Raw genomic sequence first — 23,327 nt, 5'->3', positions numbered from 1 at the left:
ACTGGAAACGGCTGCGATAGGTGCGAATTTAATCGCATTGCGCGGCTAAATCCGCACCTACATTCACAATGGCCGACAGAATAATATTGACTATGTTGTACTAGGCCTTTTGATCTAACGGCGCCTGTCCGACCTTAGCGTGAGGACAAGGATGAGCTAGTACTGCAAGGCACGGACGCATTGACAGCGCCCGTCTTTTGATCGTCTAGCCGTTATAGCGCTGTAAAATCAGCGTGGCATTGGTGCCGCCGAAACCGAAGCTGTTCGACATAATGGTATTCAGCGTCACGCCATCCTGACGTTCGCGAACGATGGGTATGCCCTTCGCCTCAGGGTCCAATTGAGTGATATTGGCCGAAGCGCTGAGGAAGCTTTCTTCCATCATCAATAGCGAATAAATCGCCTCATTGACGCCAGCCGCGCCTAGCGCGTGACCGGTTAACGACTTCGTGGAGCTGACCGCCGGCACGTTATCGTCGCCGAAAACGGTGCGCAAAGCCTCCAACTCCCGCATATCGCCAACCGGTGTGCTAGTGCCGTGGGCATTGATGTAATCGATGTCGCCATCCACGGTCGCCATTGCCTGTTGCATACAGCGTACCGCGCCTTCCCCGGACGGCTGCACCATGTCGTAACCATCGGAAGTGGCGCCGTAACCGACCAGTTCCGCATAGATTTTCGCTCCGCGGGCTTTGGCGTGCTCCAATTCCTCGATGACCAGCACGCCGCCGCCACCGGAAATCACGAAGCCATCGCGGGTTTCATCATAGGGCCTGGAGGCGGTTTCCGGCGTATCGTTATACTTTGACGACAAGGCGCCCATCGCATCGAACAAGACCGACATCGACCAATGCACCTCTTCACCGCCGCCGGCGAAGACGACATCCTGCTTGCCTAGCTGAATCAACTCCATCGCATGGCCAATACAATGCGCGCTGGTCGCGCAGGCGGAACTGATACTGTAATTGACGCCTTTGATTTTAAATGGCGTGGCCAGACAAGCGGTGTTGGTGCTGGACATCGTTCTCGGCACCATGTAAGGACCAACTTTTTTAACCCCCTTTGAGCGCAGGATATCGGCCGCCTCAACCAGATTCGAGGTAGACGGTCCGCCCGACCCCATCACCAGCCCGGTGCGATGGTTAGATACTTCATTATCGGCAAGACCGGAATCGGCAATCGCCTGTTGCATGGCGATATAATTGAATGCGGCGCCATCGCCCATGAAGCGTTTGACCTTACGATCGATGAATTCATTCAGATCAATGCTAATAGGACCCCGAACATGACTACGGAACCCCAGTTCTTGGTAATCTTCCGCAAATGCGATGCCTGATCGCCCTTGTTTTAGAGCATCAACCACTTCATCGCGATTATTCCCGATACTGGACACAATGCCCAAACCTGTTACGACGACTCTTCTCATGTTGTTAAACCTTTAGAAATCTTTTGTTGAAGTAAACAAGCCAACTCGTAGATCATTCGCCTCATAAATGGTTTTACCATCCACAGTCATCGTGGCATCAGCAATACCCATCACCAATTTGCGCATAATGACACGTTTCAGATCGATTTTATAGGTGACTTTCTTCGCAGTCGGGAGCACTTGTCCGGTAAATTTCACCTCTCCACATCCCAAGGCGCGCCCTTTGCCCGGACCTCCCAACCAACACAAATAAAATCCGATTAACTGCCACATGGCATCGAGGCCGAGACAGCCCGGCATGACCGGGTCGCCCTGAAAATGACAATCGAAAAACCACAAGTCGGGAGTAATATCGAGTTCAGCAATGATTTCGCCTTTACCATACTTACCGCCTTCATCCGAAATATGCGTTATTCGATCCATCATTAACATATTGGGAAGAGGTAACTGCGCGTTCTCCGGACCATACAACTCGCCCCGTCCGGACATTAATAATTCGTCGCGCGTAAAACTATGCTGTTTCTCCATTAAAATATACCTGGCTAATTATTCTAATCAACCTCATATTATCTTACAGTCGTAGAAAAAAATCAGCTCAATTTTCAGTTTGGCAAAATATCGCGCATAAAATCTTTAATTTTTAACATATTTCGCTGCATCCGCTGCTGATAAATCAACGCATAAGTCAACACCGCGGAAACATAGGCGCGCGTCTCCTTGAAAGGAATCGTTTCGATCCAAATATCGGCCGCAACCGCATTTTCATCGGGCAACCAGCCTTCGACGCGATGCGGTCCGGCATTGTAGGCCGCCGCAGCCAAAGCGTAATGTCCATTAAACTGCTGTAACAGTTTTTTGTAATAGTAAGTGCCGTACTTGACGTTCACTTCCGGATTAAACAGGCTCTGCGCACTCCGCCACTGCTCTTTTAAGTCGCGGGCGATCTGCCTGCCGGTTCTCGGCATGATCTGCATTAAGCCTCTAGCCCCAACCGGCGATCGTGCTTTTTCGTTGAAGGCGCTTTCCCGCCGAATCAAGCCGAACACTATGGCCGGATCCAATTCATGCAGTCTTGCATTGACTTTAACTTGGTCCAAATATTTAACCGGAAACCTCAAGTCTACATCATCCCAATATTTAGCCTTGGCGATGGTAAAGATAGCCACCTGATCCCATTGCCAATGCTGAGCCAGCTTTGCCGCAACCAGGATGTCATTTTTTTTCAGCCGCGACACCGCATACCACCACTGCCTCTTAGCCTCTTGATTGCGGTCAATTGCGCGCAATTCTTCGATCATCTGAAAATCCTTGTGAGACGCCAGCTCGGCAATTTCGGTTGCTGAAACGCTGATCGGCCGATCACCGATACGGATTTCTTGATTCAGTTTATAGGCCGATAAAAAACCATAAAAGCTGCGATCGCCGGCTAACTGATTGAACAGCTGCAGGGCCTGCTGATGCTTACCGTCTTGATCATAACTTCTGGCCCGCCAGTATTGCCAATTAGCTTGCTGTTTTTCCTTGACATCGAGCTTATCCAGCGCCGCAGCCACATGCGGCCAATGCTGCTCGGTCAACGCCGCCCTGACCCGCCATTCCCTGACCGCCTGGTCGGACTTATTCAGTTTTTCCAGCCGGCTATAGGCGCGAGCGTCTCGCCTGAAAGCCAGACCTAGCGCCAAGCGTCTTTCAATTTGATCGACCCGATATTGCGGAATGGTATATTTATCCTTGTGCTGATCCCAAACCTCGGCCGCCTTGATCGAATTTTTCCTATCGATACGCTCGACGGCATGGGCAAAAATCAAACCGGCTTGACGATAGCCTTGATGCCAGTCAGGTTTCTTAACCAACTGCGGTTCCCGATGCACTTTTAACCACAGTTCGGCGGCGGCGCGGTCTTTTTTTCCCATCAAGCCTTTGACATAGTTCGCCAATTGCACCCTGCCCTTGCCGAGCGCAGCTTGAAAACGTCGCCAGACCATGTCTCGGGTAAAATATTTAGATTTCATCAAGACATCGAATAACGGGTCACAGTTTGCCGGCTGCGAATGGCCGACAACCCATAATTTTTTCGCTGCGACCAAGGCGGTTTTCTTCTGACCGGTGTTATATTTGGCGCGGTAATAATTGCATTGCAGCTCGGCGCTACTGCTGCTGCGATAATGCTTGATCAATTCCGTCCAGTTTTTGTGTTTGGCCAGCTGGCGCAACCATAAATTTTTTAACAGCCCCGCGTAACGCGTCTCGTGATGAGCCAATAAAAAATCCTCTATCGCCTTATTTTGATCGAGATTTTTTTTCAACCATTGGTAATGCAAATAAGGATATAAGGCATAGTCTGTTAATGAATCGGCCAGCTTAAAATATTCAGCATCCTGATCGGTGCGGATCAACTTTTCCGCCCGTAAAAAATCCGCTCTCATTTCCGGCAGCGATTTCACCGCCATAGCCTCAGTTTCCGTCAGCAACAAACAGCAGAGTATCAATATTTGAAATTTGGCGAGCATGGATAGTTTGTTAGGTTGATGGTGACAATACTGAATGGGTTATTGATGCGCTTCCTGTCGTCAGCGCATCCTACAATGCCTCACAATTGAATACAGTGACGTGAAAAGCATCACAGCGCTATGTTAACTCTTCCAAGGGGGCAAAGAGAAGAGCGATTATAGACTTTTGCGCGATTAACGATGCATGTCTATGAACAAACCACCGGAGGATTTAACTTAGCTGCAGCAGGTTGATAGCCATATAACTATATTTCCCAAAACAGGGCTCCGACCGTTATAATTTACGTTATTTAACCAACGCCACTACTCTCAACGTGACACGTTCTCGCTCTCCCCAAGCGCAATATTCCTGGAACTACATATATAAAATTGCATTAGAACATAAAAAAGAACTTTTTTCGGCGCATATCGTCGCCTTGCTGGCGACTATCGCCAGCGTCCCCGTCCCTTTGCTGATGCCGCTGCTGGTTGACGAGGTTCTGCTCGATCAACCCGGCGTCACCGTCGAATTCATTAATCGTTTCATCGCCAGCGACTGGCGCCACCCTTTAACCTATATCGGCGTTATCCTGATCGTCAGTCTGCTGCTGAGATTGTTCGCGCTAACGCTCAACATCATTCAGACCCGGCAATTTTCGTTAATCGCCAAGGACGTCATTTTCCGGATTCGGCGCAATTTAATCAATCGTTTGCAAAGCATTTCGATGTCGGAGTATGAAAGTCTCGGCAGCGGCACCGTGGTCAGCCACATGGTCACCGATCTGGATACAATAGACAACTTCATGGGCACGACGATCAGCAAAATGCTGGTCGCCTGCCTGACCGTGCTCGGCACGGCGGTGATTCTGTTATGGATGCACTGGCAACTGGGCTTGTTCATCTTGTTTCTGAACCCGGTCGTGATTTATTTCGCCAAAGTTATCGGCTCCCGAATCAAAGACCTGAAGGCCAAGGAAAATCAGGCTTACGCCATTTTCCAACAGTCTTTGACCGAAACCTTGGAAGCGATACACCAGATTCGCGCCAGCAATCGTGAACAACATTATTGCCAACGCTTAATCGATTCGGCGTTGACCGTGAAGAACCATTCGACCGCCTTCGCCTGGAAAAGCGATGCCGCCGGCCGCCTGAGCTTCCTGGTTTTCCTCTTCGGCTTCGATATTTTCAGGGCCATCGCGATGTTCATGGTGTTATATTCGGGTTTAAGCATCGGCCAGATGCTAGCCGTATTCGGTTACCTGTGGTTCATGATGGCCCCGGTGCAGGAAATTCTCGGCATTCAGCATGCCTTTTACGCCGCCAAAGCCGCCTTGCACAGAGTCAACAGATTAAACCAGCTACGCCAGGAGCCGCACTTTCCCCACCTGGAAAACCCCTTCAAGCATCACAACACGGTAGACGTTCGCATCGAAAACTTGCATTTTAGTTACAACGAGGAACCGGTGCTCAACGGCATCAATCTGAATATCAAAAAAGGCGAGAAAGTCGCGCTGGTCGGCGCCAGTGGCGGCGGCAAATCGACGCTGGCGCAGACCTTGATCGGGCTTTACCCACCCCGGCAAGGGAAAATCTACTTTGCTAACATACCGGTTGAGCGGATCGGTATGGAAATCGTCCGCGAGCATGTCGCCACGGTGTTGCAGCACCCCGCGCTGTTCAATGACACGATTAGAGCCAACCTCACGCTAGGCCGCGATATCCCAGATCGGGAATTATGGCGAGCCTTGCAGATCGCACAATTGGAAGCATCCGTCGCCGGGCTCGAGAACGGCCTGGACACCATGGTCGGCCTGCATGGCATGCGCCTGTCGGGCGGCCAGCGCCAGCGTCTGGCGATCGCCCGTATGATCGTCAGCAAACCGAAGGTCGTTATCCTGGATGAGGCGACATCGGCGCTGGATACCGAAACAGAGCATCAAGTACACGCGGCGTTAGCGGATTTTCTAAAAGACAAGACCACCATCATCATTGCCCACCGTTTAAGCGCGGTCAAACAGGCCGACCATGTCTATGTGTTCGAAGAGGGACGCATCTGCGAACAAGGCAAACATGCAACTTTAATCCGGCAAAAAGGTCTTTACGCAAAACTATATGGCGAATATCAATAATCATGGATAAATACGACCTACATTGCCACTCCACCGCATCCGACGGCGCACTGACGCCTACGGAATTGGTTAAACGGGCTCATCAGCAAGGCGTCACGGCGCTGTCATTGACCGATCACGATACGACGAACGGATTGGCCGAGGCGCAACAGACCGCCGACGATATCGGCATACGATTGATCCCCGGCATCGAATTATCATCGACGTGGGAACATAAATGTTTTCATATCGTCGGACTGGGCATAGACCCGGACGAGCCCAGCCTGCTCGAGGGCATCGAGCAACAACAGATTATTCGCGCCGAACGCGCCAAGAAAATTGCTCTCAAGCTGGAAAAGAAACGCATTCCAGGCGCCTATGACGCAGTCAGAGAGGCCGCCGGCGACGGCATGATCACCCGCTCCCATTTCGCCAGTTATCTGCTCGAACAACATCATGTCCGCAGCCAGCAGGAGGCCTTTGATAAATACCTAGGCCGCGGCAAACCCGCCTATGTATCGACGGTCTGGGCCGGGCTGGAGGAAACCATCGCCTGGATCAAATCCAGCGGCGGTGTCGCAGTGCTGGCGCATCCGTTGCGCTATAAGCTGACCAGCAATTGGATGAACCGCGCGTTAACCGCGTTTAAACAAGCCGGCGGACAAGGCATTGAGGTCGTCACCGGGCGCAGTTCCGTCGACGATATCCAACGCAGTCATTTTTTTGCGCAAAAATTTCAATTACGGGCCTCCCAAGGCTCGGACTTCCATACCCCAAGCAATGAATGGGTCGAGTTAGGGCGTATGGCCGCCCTGCCTGACGGCAGCCGGCCGATATGGGAGCTCCTTAATTAACCTCAGTTCGGTTGAATTAGCTGCATTATCGGGAATTGCTAGAATTAAGCCAGCGGTTTGCCTATGGTCGATTATTACGGTAAAACAAGCTAAGAACAGCACTGATTAAATCAGCGCGTCCCTCTTAGCTTGTCACTTACCACAGGGCGCATCATGGGCCAGGAAATTTCATTTTCGGAGTTCGAGCAAGGCGACTTTGACCGCTTTTATCAAAAACTAAGGCAGGAAACTTCATTACTCAGACATCTAATCGAACATAGGCGCTTCTCCAAGCGTACGCCGGTCGCGGGTTTCGAGATTGAGGCCTGGATACTGGACAACAACTGTCGGCCGTTGCCGATCAACGAATCCTTCCTAGCGACTCTTAATCACCCGCTCGCCTTCGAAGAGTTGGCCAAATTCAATATCGAATTGAACAGCACCCCGACGCCCCTGGCCGGCAATGTGTTCAGTCGAATGCACAGCCAGTTACAGGAAACTTGGGACACGGCCTACCGTCATGCCGAATCATTAAATGGTCGCTTAATCATGATAGGCATCTTACCCACGCTGGTGCAGGACGACCTGACTTTGGCGAACATGTCGAACCTGAATCGTTATCGGGCCTTGAACCAACAAATCCTGCAATCGCGCGGCAAGCCGGTGCATCTCGACATCACCGGTCACGAACATCTGAAACTGGATCATCATGACGTGATGCTGGAGTCGGCCACCACGTCTTTTCAGATCCATATACAGGTTCCGCTGGGCTTGGCTCATCATTTTTACAATGCCTCGATTATCGCGTCGGCGGCGATGGTCGCCAGTTGCGCCAACGCCCCTTATCTGTTCGGCAAGGACTTGTGGAACGAAACGCGCATCCCGCTATTCGAGCAAGCCATCGAAACCGGGGGCTACGCCGGTGTCGCCCAAGGCCCATTGAGAAGAGTCAGCTTTGGCACCGATTATGCCCGCAAATCCATTATGGAATGTTTTGAAGAAAATCTGCAGCATTTCCCCATCTTGTTGCCGGAGGCCATCGATAGCTCACCGGAAGCCTTTGCCCATTTGAAATTACATAACGGCACGATCTGGCGCTGGAACCGTCCCCTGCTCGGTTTCGACGCCGATGGCACGCCGCACATCCGCATCGAACACCGTACACCGGCTGCCGGGCCGACGCCGCTGGACTCCATCGCCAATGCGGCCTTTTTTTATGGTTTGAGCAAGAATCTCTGCGATGAAATTATCACCCAGGGTCTGCCCTTCCCTTTTTCACAAGCCAAGGATAATTTTTATCAGGCGGCCCGCTACGGTCTGGATGCTTCGATCCATTGGCTTAACGGCAAAAAAATACGCATGCATACGCTGCTGCGTGAAGATCTGATCGAACGTGCGGCATTGGGCCTGGCATCACTGGGCATCAGTCGCTGTGACAGCGAAGATTATCTCGATATAATGCGGCAACGGCTCAATAATCAACAAACCGGCAGCCAATGGCAACGACAGTTCATCAAGGAACAAGGTAAAAACTTTAAATTAATGACCGAAACCTATCTGAACAATCAACAATCAGCCACACCAGTCGGCGAATGGAGTACTCATTAAAATGTCGAGATTGCAGCAATTGGACTCTCTACCGGAAGGACTATTATCGGCCTCGCCGAAGACTCTCCATACGATCCTTGCGAAACCCAGCTTAATCCATCTGCAAGGCCAGAGAGCCGAACCCTTATTCGTCTCGCTGCTATTACACGGCAATGAACCGACCGGTTTTCTCGCCCTGCAATTATTGCTGCAAAAGTTTCACGACACACCGCTGCCTCGCTCCTTGTCTATTTTTATCGGCAATATCAGCGCCGCAAGACACGGCTTGCGCCGATTGGAACATCAGCCCGACTACAACCGGGTCTGGCCTGGCACCGACTTGCCGGAATGCGAAGAAACTTTGATGATGCAGGAAGTCGTCGACGTCATGAAAAAAAGGCGCGTCTTCGCCAGCATAGATCTACACAACAACACCGGTTTAAATCCCCATTACGCCTGCATCAACAAGCTGAACAACCGTTTTCTGCAACTGGCCTCCCTGTTTGGACGCCTGATCGTCTATTTCACTCACCCTAAGGGCGTGCAATCGGGCGCTTTCGCCGAAATTTGTCCGGCCGTCACCCTCGAATGCGGTCGCCCCGGTCAACACTATGGCGTCGAGCATGCCTTTGATTATCTGAACAGCTGCATCCATTTACCGGAAATTAGCGAATTAGCCGTTCCCGATCGCAACATCGATGTCTACCATACCGTCGCCCAGGTCAAGACCCGAGAGGATATCAGCTTCAGCTTCGATCGCCCCGATTGCGACCTTTTACTGGACAAGGAACTGGAAAAAATGAATTTCACCGAAATCGCCGCCGGAACCATGCTTGGCAAAGTGAATCACAACCATATGATGCCGGTCGTTGCCCGTAATGAAGACGGCAACATCGTCACCGACAACTTTTTTCAAATCAATCACAACGAATTACAATTAAAGCGACGCACAATGCCTTCCATGCTGACGCTGAATGAGCGAGTGATCAAACAGGATTGTCTGTGCTACCTAATGGAAAGAATGACATTATGAATTTTTGGGAAAGCAAAACCCTAGCGGAAATGACGACCGAGGAGTGGGAGTCTTTATGTGATAACTGCGGCAAGTGCTGCCTGAACAAATTGGAGGACGAGGAGACTGGAGATATTTATTTCACCAGCGTCGTCTGCGACCTGATCGATCTGGACACCTGCCGTTGCACTCGTTATGCGGAACGCTGCACGCTGGTGCCGGAATGCCTGGATCTGAAACAGCACGATTTTTCCGAATACACTTGGCTGCCGTCGACGTGCGCCTACCGTCTGTTAACGGACGGCAAAACATTGCCCGACTGGCACCCGTTGGTCAGCGGCACTCCTGACTCAGTCAAAGAAGCCGGCGTAGCCATCGGCAGCTATGCCATGAAGGAATCAGACGTTGAGGACCTGGAAGATCATATTATCGAGTGGCTGGATGAACCAAGCACGCGATAAAGGCGCTGAAACACCGTCCTTGTTTGGCTTAGGCGCTGTATAAATAGCCTAAGCCAAGCAGCTCAATCGTTAAGCTATTGGTTATTCAACTCGCCCCGAACGTTTTTATTTAGCTCAAAGGAAAGATTCAGGACGAGATTACATGCCCCGTCCTGCCCGAAACGATCATTCCTTGCCTATCCACTCGGATAAAGCCTCGATCACTTCCTTAGCCTGTTTTTCGCTGGAAATATTGAACTTGGACTTTTGCTGATATTCGCCATTTCTTTTCTGATAGCGGCGAATAGTGAATTTATCCGGCCCATACTCCTCTTTACTTCGATTCCAATCCTGGTAGCGAAAAATCACCGTTGCCCAGGCGCCCTTACTCAGCACCTTCTTATCCAGTTCTTTAACGGTCTCTATGCCGCCATCTTCATAGCTCACCGTTAACTCATCAACTGTTTCCGCCATAATAAACCTCTATCAAATGGTAACCGGCCAGCAGTCTATCAAGTAAACGCGAAACTGCCAAACTGTTTGAGAGATATGAGCATATTGACGGAAAAAGTATGCAGCAGGGCGGATTTTTACGCCTCGGCATCAGCTCCTGCGTCACCCAAAACCTCTACTGTCGACGGTCCGCTACCTACCATTCCTGGCGATGCAAAATCCGCCTGTTGCGGACAGCCCGATAAAACTGCGCCGAATATTACGATTATTTGGTCGCACTAACTACTCACCTCCATTCGTAGGGTGGGTAAGCGGAGCGCATCGCATCCACCGGGTCGGCATCTTTGGTGGATGCGCCCTTCAGGCTTATCCACCCTACATGCCCTGTCGCATTCGATAAGTGGGGCGAGCAGTTACGATTATTTTATGATGAACTCGCCGAATGCCCGACTGCCCTCGCCGGCAACGATCGTCTCAGTGACTTCCAAGGTTTTCGCATCTATGACCGAGACGGTGCCGTCGAACCAGTTGGCCACATAAACCTGGCGATCGTCCGGATGGGTGCTGATGCCCTCAGGCTTCTCCCCGACTTCGATCTCGGCGATCTGCTCCAATGTCTCGGTGTCGATCACCGACACGCTGCTGTCATCCTGGTTAGTGACAAACAAACGGCTGTCATTTAACGCCAGCGCAACCGCATAAGGTCGGCTGCCGACCTTGACCGTCGCCACTCGTTTCAGATGATCCGGCCTCAACACCGTGACATCATCGCTTTCCACATTGGCGCTATAAATGCGCCGACCGTCGGAAGACACGGTCAGACCGAACGGATGCTCGCCGACCTTGGTTGTATTTCTGATTTTCAACGTCGACAAATCGATCTGGGAAATGCTGTCATCCATCCGATTGGCGACATAAAGCCAGCGGTTATCGGGACTGACGATCATGCCGGAAGGCGACCGGCCAACCTGAATCTTCTTGATATGAGACAGGGAGGCCGTATCGAATGTGTCGACGGTATTCTCATACCAATCGGCGACAAACACTCTCTCGCCCAATCTGTCTACGGCGATGCCCAATGAAGCGCCGCCGACTTCGACGGTTTCGATCAGTTGCAGGTTTTCACTGTCCAGCACGGCAAAACCGCCGCCCTGAGGTGTGCTGATATAAACCCGTCGCATCGGCTGATTAACGGCGACACCGGCCGGTTTGCCGGTGACAGCAATTTTTTCAATGACCCGCTGTTGGTTCAGATCGAGCACGGAAACATTATCATCCAGTTGATTGGTAATGAATGCGTAGGATTCGGCATATGCGTCGGCCGTTAGCCATAATGCAAGGCTGAATGCTGTGATTATCTTTTTCATCATGATGGGTCGGTCAATCCGTCCCTGAAAGGCTTATTCAGATCCAGATTGCAATATTGGGAGATTCAATAATTCCCGGACAGAGCGTCCGGGAACCGAAAGCTGGGTTTTAAACGCTGTTAACGCTTAAGTTTGATTTTAACATCGGAAGACGAGGCGCTAGCATCGAATTTTTGCGCCAGGCTGGCCAGACCGTCGGTCAAAACTGCGGTCACCGCTTTATCCGCTGCTTCTTCGTTCAGCTCAGCCGGCGGATTGTTGTTGACGTAACCGCGATAGTAAGTCGCAACCCAAGTAACCACGGACTTGCCGCCCTTATCTTTGACTGACAATGTCGCCGCGTAGTTTTCTACCGGCAATACAGGGATGGGCTCATCCTGTCCGGCGTGATGCACGGTGCCGGTTGTGCTCATATCGATGATTTTATATTTATAAGACATCTTGTTCGCCTTATAGGCTTTCATTTCTTCGGTAATGGTCCCGCCATTAGCCAAGGTCAGAACACGAACAGAGCCTTTTTTGTTGCCTTTGTCAGCGGTAGTGCTTTTAATGCTCGGGTGCCATGACATGTCATCATAGTTTTTAATGACATCCCACACTTGTTCGGCCGAGGCATTAATTGTCACTGAGGCGGTCAGTTTCCCCCTGACTGGGCCATGCGCATTCACCGCACCGGCGAACAGCAATGACATGAAAGAAACAAATAGTGAGATTTTTTTCATATTGACTTCCTATTATGGACTCTAAACAATGGTAACTTTTCAGCATACTTCGACTTTTCGGGCAAAGGCTGAACAAATACAAAAATGAACTTCCAATTATAAGATAGAGACTATCAGAATGCTAACAACTATCTCGAAACGCAAGACAATTATCTAGAATCAGGCTGAACAGCATATGAATGCCGGCAATTTTGCCGCGACTTCCCCCAAAGACAGGAATGCTTTGTCCGCACTCAGCTTCAAGAATACCGCTAAGCCCGCCTGATGCTTTGCTCAGTCTGTTGTGTGCGGCGCGAACTGGCGTTGTTTGGCTTCGGCAAATGCCTGCAAGTCCGCCAAAATAGGATTTTTTCCCGGATGGTCGAGGCGCAACCGCTGCAAACGAAGTAAAAAATCCGGCAACGTTAACGCGGCGCCGACCTGCTCGTCATACATGACCTCGGCGCAGTGTCGACGCCAGCGCCGCCGTTCCTCTTCGGTCAGCGTCTGGGGGAAATTACGCCCCTTGTACCTGAACAGCATTTCCGCAAGTCTGCGGTCATGAAAGTCCGTTTGCAGGACTGGCAATTGTTCCGGCTTCGCCTGTCTGACTTTACTCATCTCGGCCTTGTCATGCGGCGCAAAGAAACCGCCACTGTAGATCATCAGATCGGGATCCTGCACCGAATTGTCGAAATCCGTTGTAAATACGACATTTAATTTATCGACCAGGCCGCCGGCTTGCTTGATGCGTTCCAAATTGGCGTGGCACCGGGCCAAATCGCAATCGAGCCTGAGGGCATCGGCTTCACGAATCACCGGCAGCGGCGCCAAAACCGGACATTTATTGACGTGGACAGTTTTCAACGGAATCCTGTCCACGTCGTCGGGCAAATCCCCGCTCGCGGTAAATACCCGCTGTTTGATCTGCTCCGCCGACAATTCCAATAGAGGCGCCGGGTCTACGGATAAATCATAGACGATCACGCCGTTGCTGTTTTCAGGGTGTTCGCAGAGCGGGACGACAACGGCCAGGCAATGTTTAACGGCTGGATACATACCGGAAACATGGACCAGCGGCGTATAAGAGCCTAATTGCATCAGCTTGATCACTTGCTGTTTAACGCGATGCTGGAACAGAAATCGATAGAGTTTGGGTTGCTGCTGCCTGATCAACTTCGCCATCGCAATAGTGGCGTGAACATCGGATAACGCATCATGGGCGGTCGTATGTTCGATGCCATTGGCCCGGGTCAAGTCTTCCAGGCGAAAGCTGGGCCGCCCTTCCTCGTTGACCGGCCATTCGATGCCGTCGGGCCGCAACGCCCGGGCCGCCCTGACCACATCGATCAGATCCCAACGAGAATTATTGTTCCGCCATTCACGGGCGTAGGGATCGTAAAAATTCCGGTACAGCAGATTGCGAGTCACTTCATCGTCGAAGCGAAGGTTGTTATAGCCGACCACGCAGGTGGATGGTTGGGCCAATTGCTCGTGAATAAGGCGGATAAAATCGGCTTCGCACACCCCTTTGCTGTCCGCCAATTGCGGGGTGATGCCGGTAATGATGCAGGCATCGGGATGAGGTAAGCAATCGGCAGATGGTTTACAATAGATCGTCAACGGTTCGCCGATAATATTGAAGTCATGATCGGTGCGTATGCCGGCAAATTGACAGGCTTGGTCGCGTTGGGGATCGGTCCCGAAAGTTTCGTAGTCATGCCAATAAAAGCTAGGCTCAGTCATGACTGCGAAAGAATTACTTAATCGAAATCAGCGCTTTCAACACATCGGTTCTGCTGACGATGCCGATCAATGCACCATCCTCGCACACCGGAAAACTTCTGACCGATGAATCCTTAAATCTTTCAGCCAAATCGACAACGCTGTCGTCGGCGTTCACCGTTAAGATCTCCTTAGTCATGAACTCTCCGACCTTGCCGCTCATGCCTTGATTGTATGCGCAATTAAGGACGACCTTCATGCTGTCCTTTTCTGAAAACATGCCGACTAGTTTGCCGTGCTCGTCGACTACCGGCGCGCACGTCACTTTATGGGCTAACAACGATGTAATGGCCTGTAAAACACTTGTTTCTTTTTTTACCGTGAAGACGTGTTTCGTCATATATTCAGCTATGGTGATTTTAGCCAGCATAAGAAGTCCTCATATCAATAATGTTAATCCTGGTTTGAAGCCGGACATACAGTCCTAATGCTCGGCGAATAGCCTGTTGCGCTGTAACGATTCAGGATCTTTCAGTGCTTAGGCAGTCGGTCATAGATTTCCCAGCACCTAACAGCATCCTGCTTCACGCGGCACTTGCACTTCCTTGGCGGTCAGAGCAAAAACTGCCTGTTGCAGACAGCCCGATAAATCAATAATCGACTCCCTCTGTTAAAAGTACGCTGAATAATTACGTTGCGCTAAGCCTTAGCGGCATCCGGCACTAATAAATATTTTACAGCTTTCCTTCCGATTCAGCCTCAAGTTTTTTTCTTTTATCGCATTTTTCCACACAAACGCAATTGCCATTATTGGCGCCGCCACAAGAACCTTTAATGGCCTTTCTCCCAAAAATGACGCCGACAGCCATGATCACGATGACTATCAACATAAATACGAAAGTCGCCAAAAAATAAGTCATGATTTCACCTTGAAAAAGTCGCTAAATGCCGAGCTGCTTTTTTCGATAAAGCCAACATCGGTTTTGATAATAAACAACGCGGGTATGTGTTGCTGTTCCGCCAACTGCAAGCCCTGCGTCGGGCCCAGCACCATCAGTGCAGTCGCCCAGGCATCGGCAACCATCGAAGTCTCGCTCAACACCGTGACAGAGGCCAGCTTATGGGTGATAGGACGGCCATTACGCGGATCGATGGTATGGGAAAAACGCACACCATCGACTTCAAAGAAATTCCGATAATCACCCGAGGTCGCCATCGCGATATCGCTAATCGGCAAGACCTTCTGAATCATGCGACTGTCGGCGGTCGGCTTTTCGATCGCAATGCGCCAAGGCTCTCCCTGAATATTCTGCCCTTTCAACCTAATTTCACCACCAATCTCGACCATGTAATGCCTTATGCCTCGTTCTTCCAAGAGCAAGGCGACCCGATCTACCGCATAGCCTTTCGCCAGCCCCGACAAATCGATATAAAGCGCGGCAATGTCTTTTCTGACCGAGTTTTCACTCTCATTGAGCGATAAATGCTCGGATCCGATCACCTGTAATTTTTCGGCGATTTGTTCTGCCGGCGGCGCGACAAAATTCATCGGATCCGGTCCGAAACCCCACAAATTAACCAAGGGGCCGACGGTCACGTCAAATGCGCCATGCGATTGTTCATGCACCTGCTTGGCTTTTGCCAAGACCTCGAACAATGAAGGCGAAACCCCCCGCCATTCAGTCGATTGACTGTTATTAAATCGAGATAGTTCAGAATCCGGCAGATAAGTGGACATTTGTCCATTAATCAACGCCAATAAGGCATCGATTTGCTGTTTTAACGATGCGTCGCCGACCGCTTCCGGTAACTGGCTGACTTTTATCGTGAAACTGGTCCCCATCGTTCCATTGCTATATTGGAATGGATAAGGTTGATTGGAGCGCGACTGCATTTCGCAGCCCGCTAATAAAAAAACGAGAAGCAGGCCCAAGCCTACTCCTCGCTTCATTGATCTTATGCTCATTGATTTTTTCATTTCCATCCTTCTCCAATCAGGAGAAGGATGTCTTCATTGAATAAATTCGACAAAAGCGAACTAGCCGCCGAAATCGTCCAGCATGATGTTTTCTCTCTCAACACCGTTTTCAATCAGCATGTTGATCACCGATGAGTTCATGATCGGTGGCCCGCATAGATAGTACTCACAATCTTCCGGCGCCGGATGGTTCTTAATGTATTCTTCGAACAATACATTATGAATGAATCCGGTATAGCCTTCCCAATTGTCTTCCGGTAATGGATCGGACAAGGCCACATGCCATTCGAAGTTATCGTTCTCGGCCGCCAGCATGTCGAAATCCTCGACATAGAACATCTCGCGTTTACTACGCGCACCGTACCAGAACGTCATCTTACGTTTCGATTTCAATCTGCGCAGCTGATCGAAGATATGCGAACGCATCGGCGCCATACCGGCGCCCCCGCCGACGAAGATCATTTCATTATCGGTGTCTCTGGCGAAGAATTCACCATAAGGACCCGAAATGATCGCTTTATCGCCAGGCTTCAGATTAAAGATGTACGACGACATCACGCCTGGGGGCACGCTGTCCGGCGCACCCGGCGGTGGCGTCGCGATACGCACGTTCAGCATAATTTCCTTTTCTTCCGGATAGGACGCCATCGAGTATGCGCGCAAGGCCGGCTCTTTGACTTCGGAAACATAACGCCACAAATCGTATTTATCCCAATCTTCACGGTATTCCTCGCCGATATCCATGTCTTTATAGCGGGAAACATGCGGAGGACACTCGATTTGGATATAACCGCCGGCGCGATAATTAATGGCTTCACCCTCCGGCAAATCCAGCACTAATTCCTTGATAAAGGTCGCCACGTTGTCGTTTGATTTGACCGTGCATTCCCATTTCTTGACGCCGAAGACGCTGTCTTCTACTTCGATTTCCATGTCTTGTTTCACCGTCACCTGGCAGGAAAGGCGTTCGCCTCCCGCCGCCTCACGCTTGGTGATATGAGACATTTCTGTCGGCAGGATTTCACCGCCGCCCTTCACCACCTTGACGCGACACTGAGCACAGGTGCCGCCGCCGCCACAAGCCGAGGGAACGAATAATTTATTGTTGGCCAGCGCTGTTAATAATTTCGAGCCCACCGGTACATGAATTTTCTTCTCATCATTGATCAGAACTTCAACATCCCCTGAAGCCACCAGTTTGCTCTTCGCACCGATAATGATAAATACCAGCGCAATCACGATCACCGTGAAAAATATTACGCCTAATGCAATTTCAAGCATTACTAAACCTTCCTAAAGTTGGATTCCAGAAAAAGCCATGAAGCCTAGCGACATCAGACCCGCGGTAATAAAGGTGATACCCAGCCCCTGCAAACCGGCGGGGATATCGCTGTATTTGAGTTTTTCGCGCACACCGGCCAAAACCGTGATAGCCAATGCCCAGCCAAAACCACTGCCTACGCCGTAAACGACACTTTCGGTCAAATCATAATCACGTTCGATCATGAACAGACTGCCACCGAGAATCGCGCAGTTCACCGTAATCAACGGCAGGAATACACCCAGGGCGTGATACAGCGCGGGAAAGAATTTATCCAGCACCATTTCCAGAATCTGCACCAAGGCGGCGATCATGCCGATACAGCTCAATAGCGCCAAGAAACTCAGGTCTACGCCGGTAATCCCCATCCACGACAGGGCATCTTCTTTAAGCAAGGTGTGATAGATGATGTTATTCACCGGCACGGTGATGGCTTGCACGATTAATACCGCAATCCCCAGCCCCATAGCCGTCGAAATTTTCTTCGAGACCGCCAGGAATGTACACATCCCCAGGAAAAAAGCCAACGCCAGGTTTTCAACGAAAACCGCTTTAACAAAAAGACTGACATATGCATCCATTAGTGATGCCCTCCTTCACCGTGAGCAATATCCATGATTTGGAAATCCTGATGTTCAACTTGCTCCGGTTTCCATTGGCGGAACACCCAAATAATCAAGCCGATGATGAAGAATGCACTAGGCGGCAACAACATCAAGCCATTCGGATCGTACCAGCCGCCGTCTTTGGTCAACTGAAACACCTCGATGCCCAATAATTTGCCGGAACCCAGCAATTCTCTGAAAAAAGCGACGATGACCAGAATCAAACTGTAGCCTAAGCCGTTACCGATGCCGTCGATAAAACTCGCCATTGGCGGATTTTTCATCGCATAAGCTTCGGCGCGCCCCATCACGATACAGTTGGTGATAATCAAGCCGACGAATACCGACAATTGCTTGCTGATTTCGTAGGCGAAAGCCTTCAAAATCTGATCGACCACGATCACCAACGAGGCAATAATCGTCATTTGCACGATAATACGGATACTGCCTGGAATATGGTTCCTGATCGCACTGATCGCGGCGCTGGAACAGGCCGTGACCGAGGTCAACGCAATGGCCATGATCAGTGAAGTAGACATTTGCGAAGTCACCGCCAATGCCGAACAGATACCCAGCACCTGTAAGGTGATCGGATTGTTATTGACCAACGGTTCGGTCAATACTTTTTTAGTTTCGTTATTTATTACAGCACTCATGATGATCTCCTAGCCCTCGCTTCTAATCTTATCCAGATAAGGCGCGAATCCTTCGGCACTCATCCAGTATTTAATCAAGTTGCTGACACCGTTACTGGTCAAAGTAGCACCGGCCAAGCCATCGACTTTATATTCGGAACCCGGTTTACTCTCATCAACGGTGCCTTTAATCAGGGTCAACACCGGCTCGCCGGCTTCGTTGTAAACCTTCTTGCCCTGCCATAAGGCCCGCCAATTCGGATTCACAACTTCACCGCCCAGCCCCGGGGTTTCCGCCTGATCATAGAAGTTGATGCTCTTGACGGTTTGTCCATCCGCTTCCAGCGCCAAGAAACCATACATCGTGGACCATAGGCCATAACCATGAATAGGCAGGATGATCGATTGCAACTGATCTCCTTCCTTCACCAGATAAACCTTGGCGATTTTCGCCTTGGTTCTGATGCTGGCGATATCCTTTTCCGATGGAATAGCGATATTTTGTTCCGGATCCTTAGCCGCTTTACGCTGATCATACTGCGCAGGGTCCATGTCTTCGACATAGTCACCCGTTTCGATATCGACCAACTTAACTTCGATCTTATCGGCGAACTCCTGGTGTATATCGGCGCCTTCCCCCAATAAACCAGCGACATCGAGAATATTTTTCTTCATATCCATCGCTTTATTGGTCGCTTGGATCGGTCTTAACGCAACCGCCGCGAATGACACCAGAATCGCACAGACGAAACACAATGATAAGGCGACGGCAATGGTTTTTTCCAGGCTTTCGTTACTTAGCGCCAACACCTTATTCTTATAGGCATTGAACTTCTGATAGTGTTCACAATTTTCCAATCGTTCTTTTAAGTTTCCATTAGACATGACGCTTCATCCTTCTTCTAACATTTGCCTGAACGACAAAATAATCAATAACAGGTGCGAACATATTGGCAAACAATATGGACAACATCATTCCTTCAGGGAAAGCCGGGTTGACAACACGAACCAGCACCACCATCACACCGATCAACGCACCGAATATCCAGCGCCCGGTATTAGTCATCGCGGCACTAACCGGGTCGGTCGCCATATAGACCATGCCGAAGGCAAAGCCGCCGACGGTCAGATGCCAATACCAAGGGAAAGCGAACATCGGATTGCTATCACTGCCGATCGAGTTGAACAGCACCGTAGTAGCGATCATACCGATCAACACACCGCCCATGATTCGGTAGGAAGCGACTCGGGTATAGAGCAGAAACGCCGCGCCGATAATAATAGCCAGCGTCGAGGTTTCACCGATTGAACCCGGCATGAAGCCCATGAAGGTTTGAAACCAGCCGTAACCGGCGTTTTGAACGGCATCCAAACCGCCTTGCGCCGCCAGGCCTAATGGTGTCGCCGCGGTATAACCATCGACCCCGACCCAAACCGAATCGCCTGAAATGGAAGCCGGATAAGCGAAGAACAAGAACGCACGTCCGGTCAAGGCGGGATTCAGGAAGTTTTTACCGGTGCCGCCGAAGACTTCTTTGCCGATCACGATACCGAAGGAAATACCCAGGGCGACTTGCCATAAAGGCATATCGGGCGGCATGATCAAGGTATACAGCATCGACGAAACCAGGAAACCCTCGTTGACTTCATGGCCTCGGACGGTAGCGAACAACACTTCCCAGATACCGCCGACAGCCAATGTGACGATGTAAATCGGCAGAAAATACAAGGCGCCATGGACGAAGTTTGAAAGCGGATTCATCGGGTTATAGCCAAACAGCATCATTGGAATGCTGCGCCAACTATTGGCCTTTTCCAGCCCCATCGCTTCCATCGCCAGGTTGGCTTGATAACCGGTGTTATACATTGCCATCATGATGCAAAAGAACGTCGCAATGACTACAAAAGTCATGGTCCGTTTCAGGTCATTGCCATCACGAACATGGGTTTTGCCGCGTGTTACATCAGAGGGCGTATAGAGAAAAGTATCGACCATCTCGTAGAGACCGTAATACTTCTCTAACTTACCACCTGTTGTAAAATGCGGCTCTATGCTATCTAAAAAGTCTCTAGCCGACATTTATCCTTCCTTCTCAATTTTAGTTAAATTCGCTCTCAGCACCGGCGCAAAATCATGCTTGCCTGGATCGACGAAGGTAAACAAAGAAAGATCTTCTTCATCCAGTTCCAGACAGCCTAAGGCCTGCCCCTGATCGGTATCACCAACCACCAGCGCCTTCAATAACGGTGTCGCCAAAATATCCATAGGCATCACGGTCTCATAGACGCCCACCGGAACAATCGCCCTGTTACTACCGTTTTTATCGGTGGTCAACGGAAACAGGCGATTGCTGTTGCGATCTTTACTCGATGTATAAACATTTAGCGCCGAATATTTGTTTTTCCCGGGCACGATCCAGCCGAAAAATTCGCGTTCACGACCTTCTTTCAGCACGGAGACTTGATTGCTATAGCAGCCCAGGAATGCCGACCAGTCTTTCGCCTCATGTCCATACAATACGGAACCGGAGATAACCCGACTCTCCACACCGTCATCGACTTGACCGGCAATGATGTCATCGGTATTCGCGCCGACACGGGTGCGCACCAATCGAGGTTTCTTCACCGTTGGGCCGGCCAGTGAAACGACGCGTTCGACATTAATTTTGCCGGTGGTGAATAAGGAGCCGATCGCCATCACCGCCTGATAATCGATGTGCCAAACGGTTTTTTCCGCGTGCACAGGATCGATGAAATGAATATGGGTGCTCGGCAGTCCTGCGGGATGTGGTCCGGAAAATTCGGCCACTTCCACACCGTCGCCAGCTGGGACATCTGCGCCGCCGGCCTTGCATAAATAAACTTTCCCATCGGTCAATCTGGAGATCACTGCGAGGCCGTTATTGAAGTCCGCCACGCGTTCATTGATAATGACCGTCGGGTCGGCCGCCAGGGGGCGGGTATCGATGGCCGTGACGAATATGGAATTCGGCGCGCTATCGGCGGCGGGAACTTTTCCGTAAGGACGGGTCAAAAAGGATGTCCATAACCCGGAGGCCAATAGGTTTTCTTTAACCTGATCTGAAGTCAGCGATGCCAGCTCGGAATCCTTGTATTGTTTGAACGATTCCTGGGCATTTCCCTTCAGCTCGATCACAACGGATTGTAATGCTCTTCGAGCGCCACGATTAACGGCTTTTACGACTCCGGCCCCCGGAGCGGTAAAATTGACGCCAGGATTTTGTTTATCGGTAAAAAGTACCTGGCCAAGTTTGACGCTATCCCCTTCGGCGACCATCATTTTGGGTTTCAGGCCAACATATTCCGTCCCCAGGACGGCAACGGAATTAACCTTGTTACCCTCGCTAATCTTCTGTTCGGGCCCGCCCGTTATGGGTAAGTCCAAACCTTTTTTAATATTAAATTGCATAGTGAATAAGCCTGCTCTCCAGACAAGTTGCAGCGAACAACCCTCTTGCTTCAAACAGCTTAAACAAGAGGCACTTCAAGACATAAAACTTGAATATTAGACCACAACTTCACGCCATTCTCAACGTCAATTCTGCGGCAACGACAAAAGCAGACACCCGCGCTAAGCGTCAATTCGCAATCAATTTTACATTGTTTAATTAACCTGAGTTAGGGTTAAGAAACCAACCTGTATCAGTTAGCGCTTCCAGAAGACGCCGTTCACCCAGCACCTAAATAAACGAACATGATTTATCGCAGCCATTAACCTATGGAATTTAGGTGCTGGGTGAACGCGTCCCGAGAAATCAACGACCTGCTGCCTAAGTACAGAATGACACTGAATACTTGGCATTTTCTACAGTGCTAAGCCAGTCATCATATAGTCACCGTTCGATTAACATCGAATTGCTCAACCAATTTGCGTCCATAATAGCCCCTGGGATTGCTTAAGATACGCGCACCGGCAATCCGGTAATCGCCCAAACTATGCACATGACCATGAAACCAGGCGGCGATTTCATACTGATGAAACAACTCCTTCAAATCATTGCAATAAGCCAATTTTTTCAATGCGCTTGGCGCATCATTCCAGCTCCATTCTGTCGGAGCATGATGAGTGATCACAACGGTTTTACCCTCAAAAGGCTGCTCCAACTGCTCGACCAGCCACTGCCTGGATCTTTGATACAGTTTCGAGAAGATTTTTTGATTGAAGGCATAGTCTTTATAGGTGATCTTTCTAAAATCATTGAGACTGGCTCCCAAGGCAAGCGCCTTCTCATCACCCTCGGCAAACAAGTCCGCCCATAGGGTACAGCCTAAAAAACGCACACCTTGATAAATCAAGATCTCGTTTTCCAGAAACACGATATTACTGCCCTCGCATCCCGCCCGTATCACTCTCAAGGTGTCATTGTATTCGTTCGCATAGAACTCATGATTACCGGCAACATAAACAACCTTTTTGTTCAAAGACTTGAGCCATTCAACTCCCTGCTCGTAAACACCAATATCACCGGCAGCAATAATCAACTCGGCATCGTTCTCCGGCTTTGCCAGCTCACCAAATTCCAGGTGAATGTCAGAAAAATAATTTATCCGCACAATTTAACTCTTTTGTCTATCCGGTATGGAGTATAATTTCGAAAATCGAATTATAGTAAATTCAGCATAATT

The 23,327-nt window shown here is 50.2% G+C and carries 22 protein-coding genes; 5 read left to right on the top strand and 17 right to left on the bottom strand.

Annotated elements, in window-relative coordinates; genetic code table 11:
- Nucleotides 1-205 precede the first annotated feature (205 nt).
- The 3 genes from fabB to Q9L42_RS12170 all read right to left on the bottom strand — a co-directional run bounded on the left by fabB (nt 206) and on the right by Q9L42_RS12170 (nt 3,936).
- A complete protein-coding gene (gene fabB, locus Q9L42_RS12180) occupies nt 206-1,426 on the bottom strand; it encodes a beta-ketoacyl-ACP synthase I (protein WP_305908129.1) in 1,221 nt (406 codons plus the stop codon).
- A gap of 12 nt (nt 1,427-1,438) precedes the next feature.
- Nucleotides 1,439-1,954, bottom strand: coding sequence for a 3-hydroxyacyl-[acyl-carrier-protein] dehydratase FabA (gene fabA, locus Q9L42_RS12175; RefSeq protein ID WP_305908130.1), 516 nt, complete (start codon nt 1,952-1,954; stop codon nt 1,439-1,441).
- A gap of 74 nt (nt 1,955-2,028) precedes the next feature.
- Nucleotides 2,029-3,936 carry a transglycosylase SLT domain-containing protein gene (locus Q9L42_RS12170; RefSeq protein ID WP_349431135.1) on the bottom strand — a complete coding sequence of 636 codons (1,908 nt, stop codon included), beginning with the start codon at nt 3,934-3,936 and terminating at the stop codon, nt 2,029-2,031.
- A gap of 314 nt (nt 3,937-4,250) precedes the next feature.
- Between Q9L42_RS12170 and Q9L42_RS12165 the strand changes: the two genes are divergently transcribed.
- The 5 genes from Q9L42_RS12165 to Q9L42_RS12145 all read left to right on the top strand — a co-directional run bounded on the left by Q9L42_RS12165 (nt 4,251) and on the right by Q9L42_RS12145 (nt 9,916).
- A complete protein-coding gene (locus Q9L42_RS12165) occupies nt 4,251-6,044 on the top strand; it encodes an ABC transporter ATP-binding protein (protein WP_432648840.1) in 1,794 nt (597 codons plus the stop codon).
- Nucleotides 6,044-6,877, top strand: coding sequence for a PHP domain-containing protein (locus Q9L42_RS12160; protein ID WP_305910211.1), 834 nt, complete (start codon nt 6,044-6,046; stop codon nt 6,875-6,877). The genes Q9L42_RS12165 and Q9L42_RS12160 overlap by 1 nt, the downstream gene beginning before the upstream one ends.
- Before the next feature lie 153 nt (nt 6,878-7,030).
- Nucleotides 7,031-8,464: a glutamate--cysteine ligase gene (locus Q9L42_RS12155; protein WP_305910212.1), complete on the top strand. Its 1,434-nt coding sequence runs from the start codon at nt 7,031-7,033 to the stop codon at nt 8,462-8,464.
- Between the two features lies 1 nt (nt 8,465).
- Nucleotides 8,466-9,476, top strand: a complete 1,011-nt coding sequence (locus tag Q9L42_RS12150; RefSeq protein WP_349431134.1) for a M14 family metallopeptidase — start codon at nt 8,466-8,468, stop codon at nt 9,474-9,476.
- Complete coding sequence (locus Q9L42_RS12145) at nt 9,473-9,916, top strand: YcgN family cysteine cluster protein (RefSeq protein ID WP_305908136.1); 444 nt, start codon at nt 9,473-9,475, stop codon at nt 9,914-9,916. Before Q9L42_RS12150 ends, Q9L42_RS12145 begins: the two co-directional genes overlap by 4 nt.
- Nucleotides 9,917-10,081: 165 nt before the next feature.
- Here Q9L42_RS12145 and Q9L42_RS12140 read toward each other — a convergent pair whose 3' ends face one another.
- From Q9L42_RS12140 to Q9L42_RS12075, 14 genes are all read right to left on the bottom strand, one after another.
- A complete protein-coding gene (locus Q9L42_RS12140; protein ID WP_305908137.1) occupies nt 10,082-10,369 on the bottom strand; it encodes a hypothetical protein in 288 nt (95 codons plus the stop codon).
- A gap of 398 nt (nt 10,370-10,767) precedes the next feature.
- Nucleotides 10,768-11,718 (bottom strand): YncE family protein, encoded by a 951-nt coding sequence (locus tag Q9L42_RS12135; protein ID WP_305908138.1) that lies wholly within the window; start codon nt 11,716-11,718, stop codon nt 10,768-10,770.
- Nucleotides 11,719-11,834: 116 nt separating this feature from the next.
- Nucleotides 11,835-12,437, bottom strand: a complete 603-nt coding sequence (locus Q9L42_RS12130) for an SRPBCC family protein (protein WP_349431133.1) — start codon at nt 12,435-12,437, stop codon at nt 11,835-11,837.
- Between the two features lie 273 nt (nt 12,438-12,710).
- Nucleotides 12,711-14,162, bottom strand: a complete 1,452-nt coding sequence (gene sbcB / locus Q9L42_RS12125; RefSeq protein WP_305908139.1) for an exodeoxyribonuclease I — start codon at nt 14,160-14,162, stop codon at nt 12,711-12,713.
- Nucleotides 14,163-14,175: 13 nt separating this feature from the next.
- Nucleotides 14,176-14,571: a CBS domain-containing protein gene (locus Q9L42_RS12120; protein WP_349431132.1), complete on the bottom strand. Its 396-nt coding sequence runs from the start codon at nt 14,569-14,571 to the stop codon at nt 14,176-14,178.
- Between the two features lie 304 nt (nt 14,572-14,875).
- Complete coding sequence (gene nqrM, locus Q9L42_RS12115) at nt 14,876-15,061, bottom strand: (Na+)-NQR maturation NqrM (protein ID WP_305908141.1); 186 nt, start codon at nt 15,059-15,061, stop codon at nt 14,876-14,878.
- On the bottom strand, nt 15,058-16,092 hold the full coding sequence (locus Q9L42_RS12110; protein WP_349431131.1) for an FAD:protein FMN transferase: 1,035 nt from the start codon (nt 16,090-16,092) through the stop codon (nt 15,058-15,060). Before Q9L42_RS12110 ends, nqrM begins: the two co-directional genes overlap by 4 nt.
- Before the next feature lie 87 nt (nt 16,093-16,179).
- A complete protein-coding gene (gene nqrF / locus Q9L42_RS12105; protein WP_305908144.1) occupies nt 16,180-17,400 on the bottom strand; it encodes an NADH:ubiquinone reductase (Na(+)-transporting) subunit F in 1,221 nt (406 codons plus the stop codon).
- A gap of 12 nt (nt 17,401-17,412) precedes the next feature.
- A complete protein-coding gene (gene nqrE / locus Q9L42_RS12100; RefSeq protein ID WP_349431130.1) occupies nt 17,413-18,021 on the bottom strand; it encodes an NADH:ubiquinone reductase (Na(+)-transporting) subunit E in 609 nt (202 codons plus the stop codon).
- Nucleotides 18,021-18,701, bottom strand: coding sequence for an NADH:ubiquinone reductase (Na(+)-transporting) subunit D (locus Q9L42_RS12095; RefSeq protein ID WP_305908145.1), 681 nt, complete (start codon nt 18,699-18,701; stop codon nt 18,021-18,023). The genes nqrE and Q9L42_RS12095 overlap by 1 nt, the downstream gene beginning before the upstream one ends.
- A 9-nt stretch (nt 18,702-18,710) precedes the next feature.
- The gene (locus tag Q9L42_RS12090; protein WP_305908146.1) at nt 18,711-19,565 is read right to left on the bottom strand and encodes a Na(+)-translocating NADH-quinone reductase subunit C; all 855 of its coding nucleotides are present in this window, start codon (nt 19,563-19,565) and stop codon (nt 18,711-18,713) included.
- Nucleotides 19,558-20,760, bottom strand: coding sequence for an NADH:ubiquinone reductase (Na(+)-transporting) subunit B (locus Q9L42_RS12085; protein WP_305908147.1), 1,203 nt, complete (start codon nt 20,758-20,760; stop codon nt 19,558-19,560). The genes Q9L42_RS12090 and Q9L42_RS12085 overlap by 8 nt, the downstream gene beginning before the upstream one ends.
- Complete coding sequence (locus tag Q9L42_RS12080; RefSeq protein ID WP_305908148.1) at nt 20,761-22,110, bottom strand: Na(+)-translocating NADH-quinone reductase subunit A; 1,350 nt, start codon at nt 22,108-22,110, stop codon at nt 20,761-20,763.
- 416 nt (nt 22,111-22,526) lie between these two features.
- Entirely contained in the window at nt 22,527-23,255 is a 729-nt protein-coding gene (locus tag Q9L42_RS12075) for a metallophosphoesterase (RefSeq protein WP_305908149.1), read from the bottom strand.
- Between the last annotated feature and the right edge of the window lie 72 nt (nt 23,256-23,327).

This window comes from Methylomarinum sp. Ch1-1 (assembly GCF_030717995.2).
GTDB classification, from domain to species: domain Bacteria; phylum Pseudomonadota; class Gammaproteobacteria; order Methylococcales; family Methylomonadaceae; genus Methylomarinum; species Methylomarinum roseum.
The sequence above is the reverse complement of the archived record's forward strand: the minus strand, read 5'-3'. Positions and strand labels throughout refer to the sequence as shown.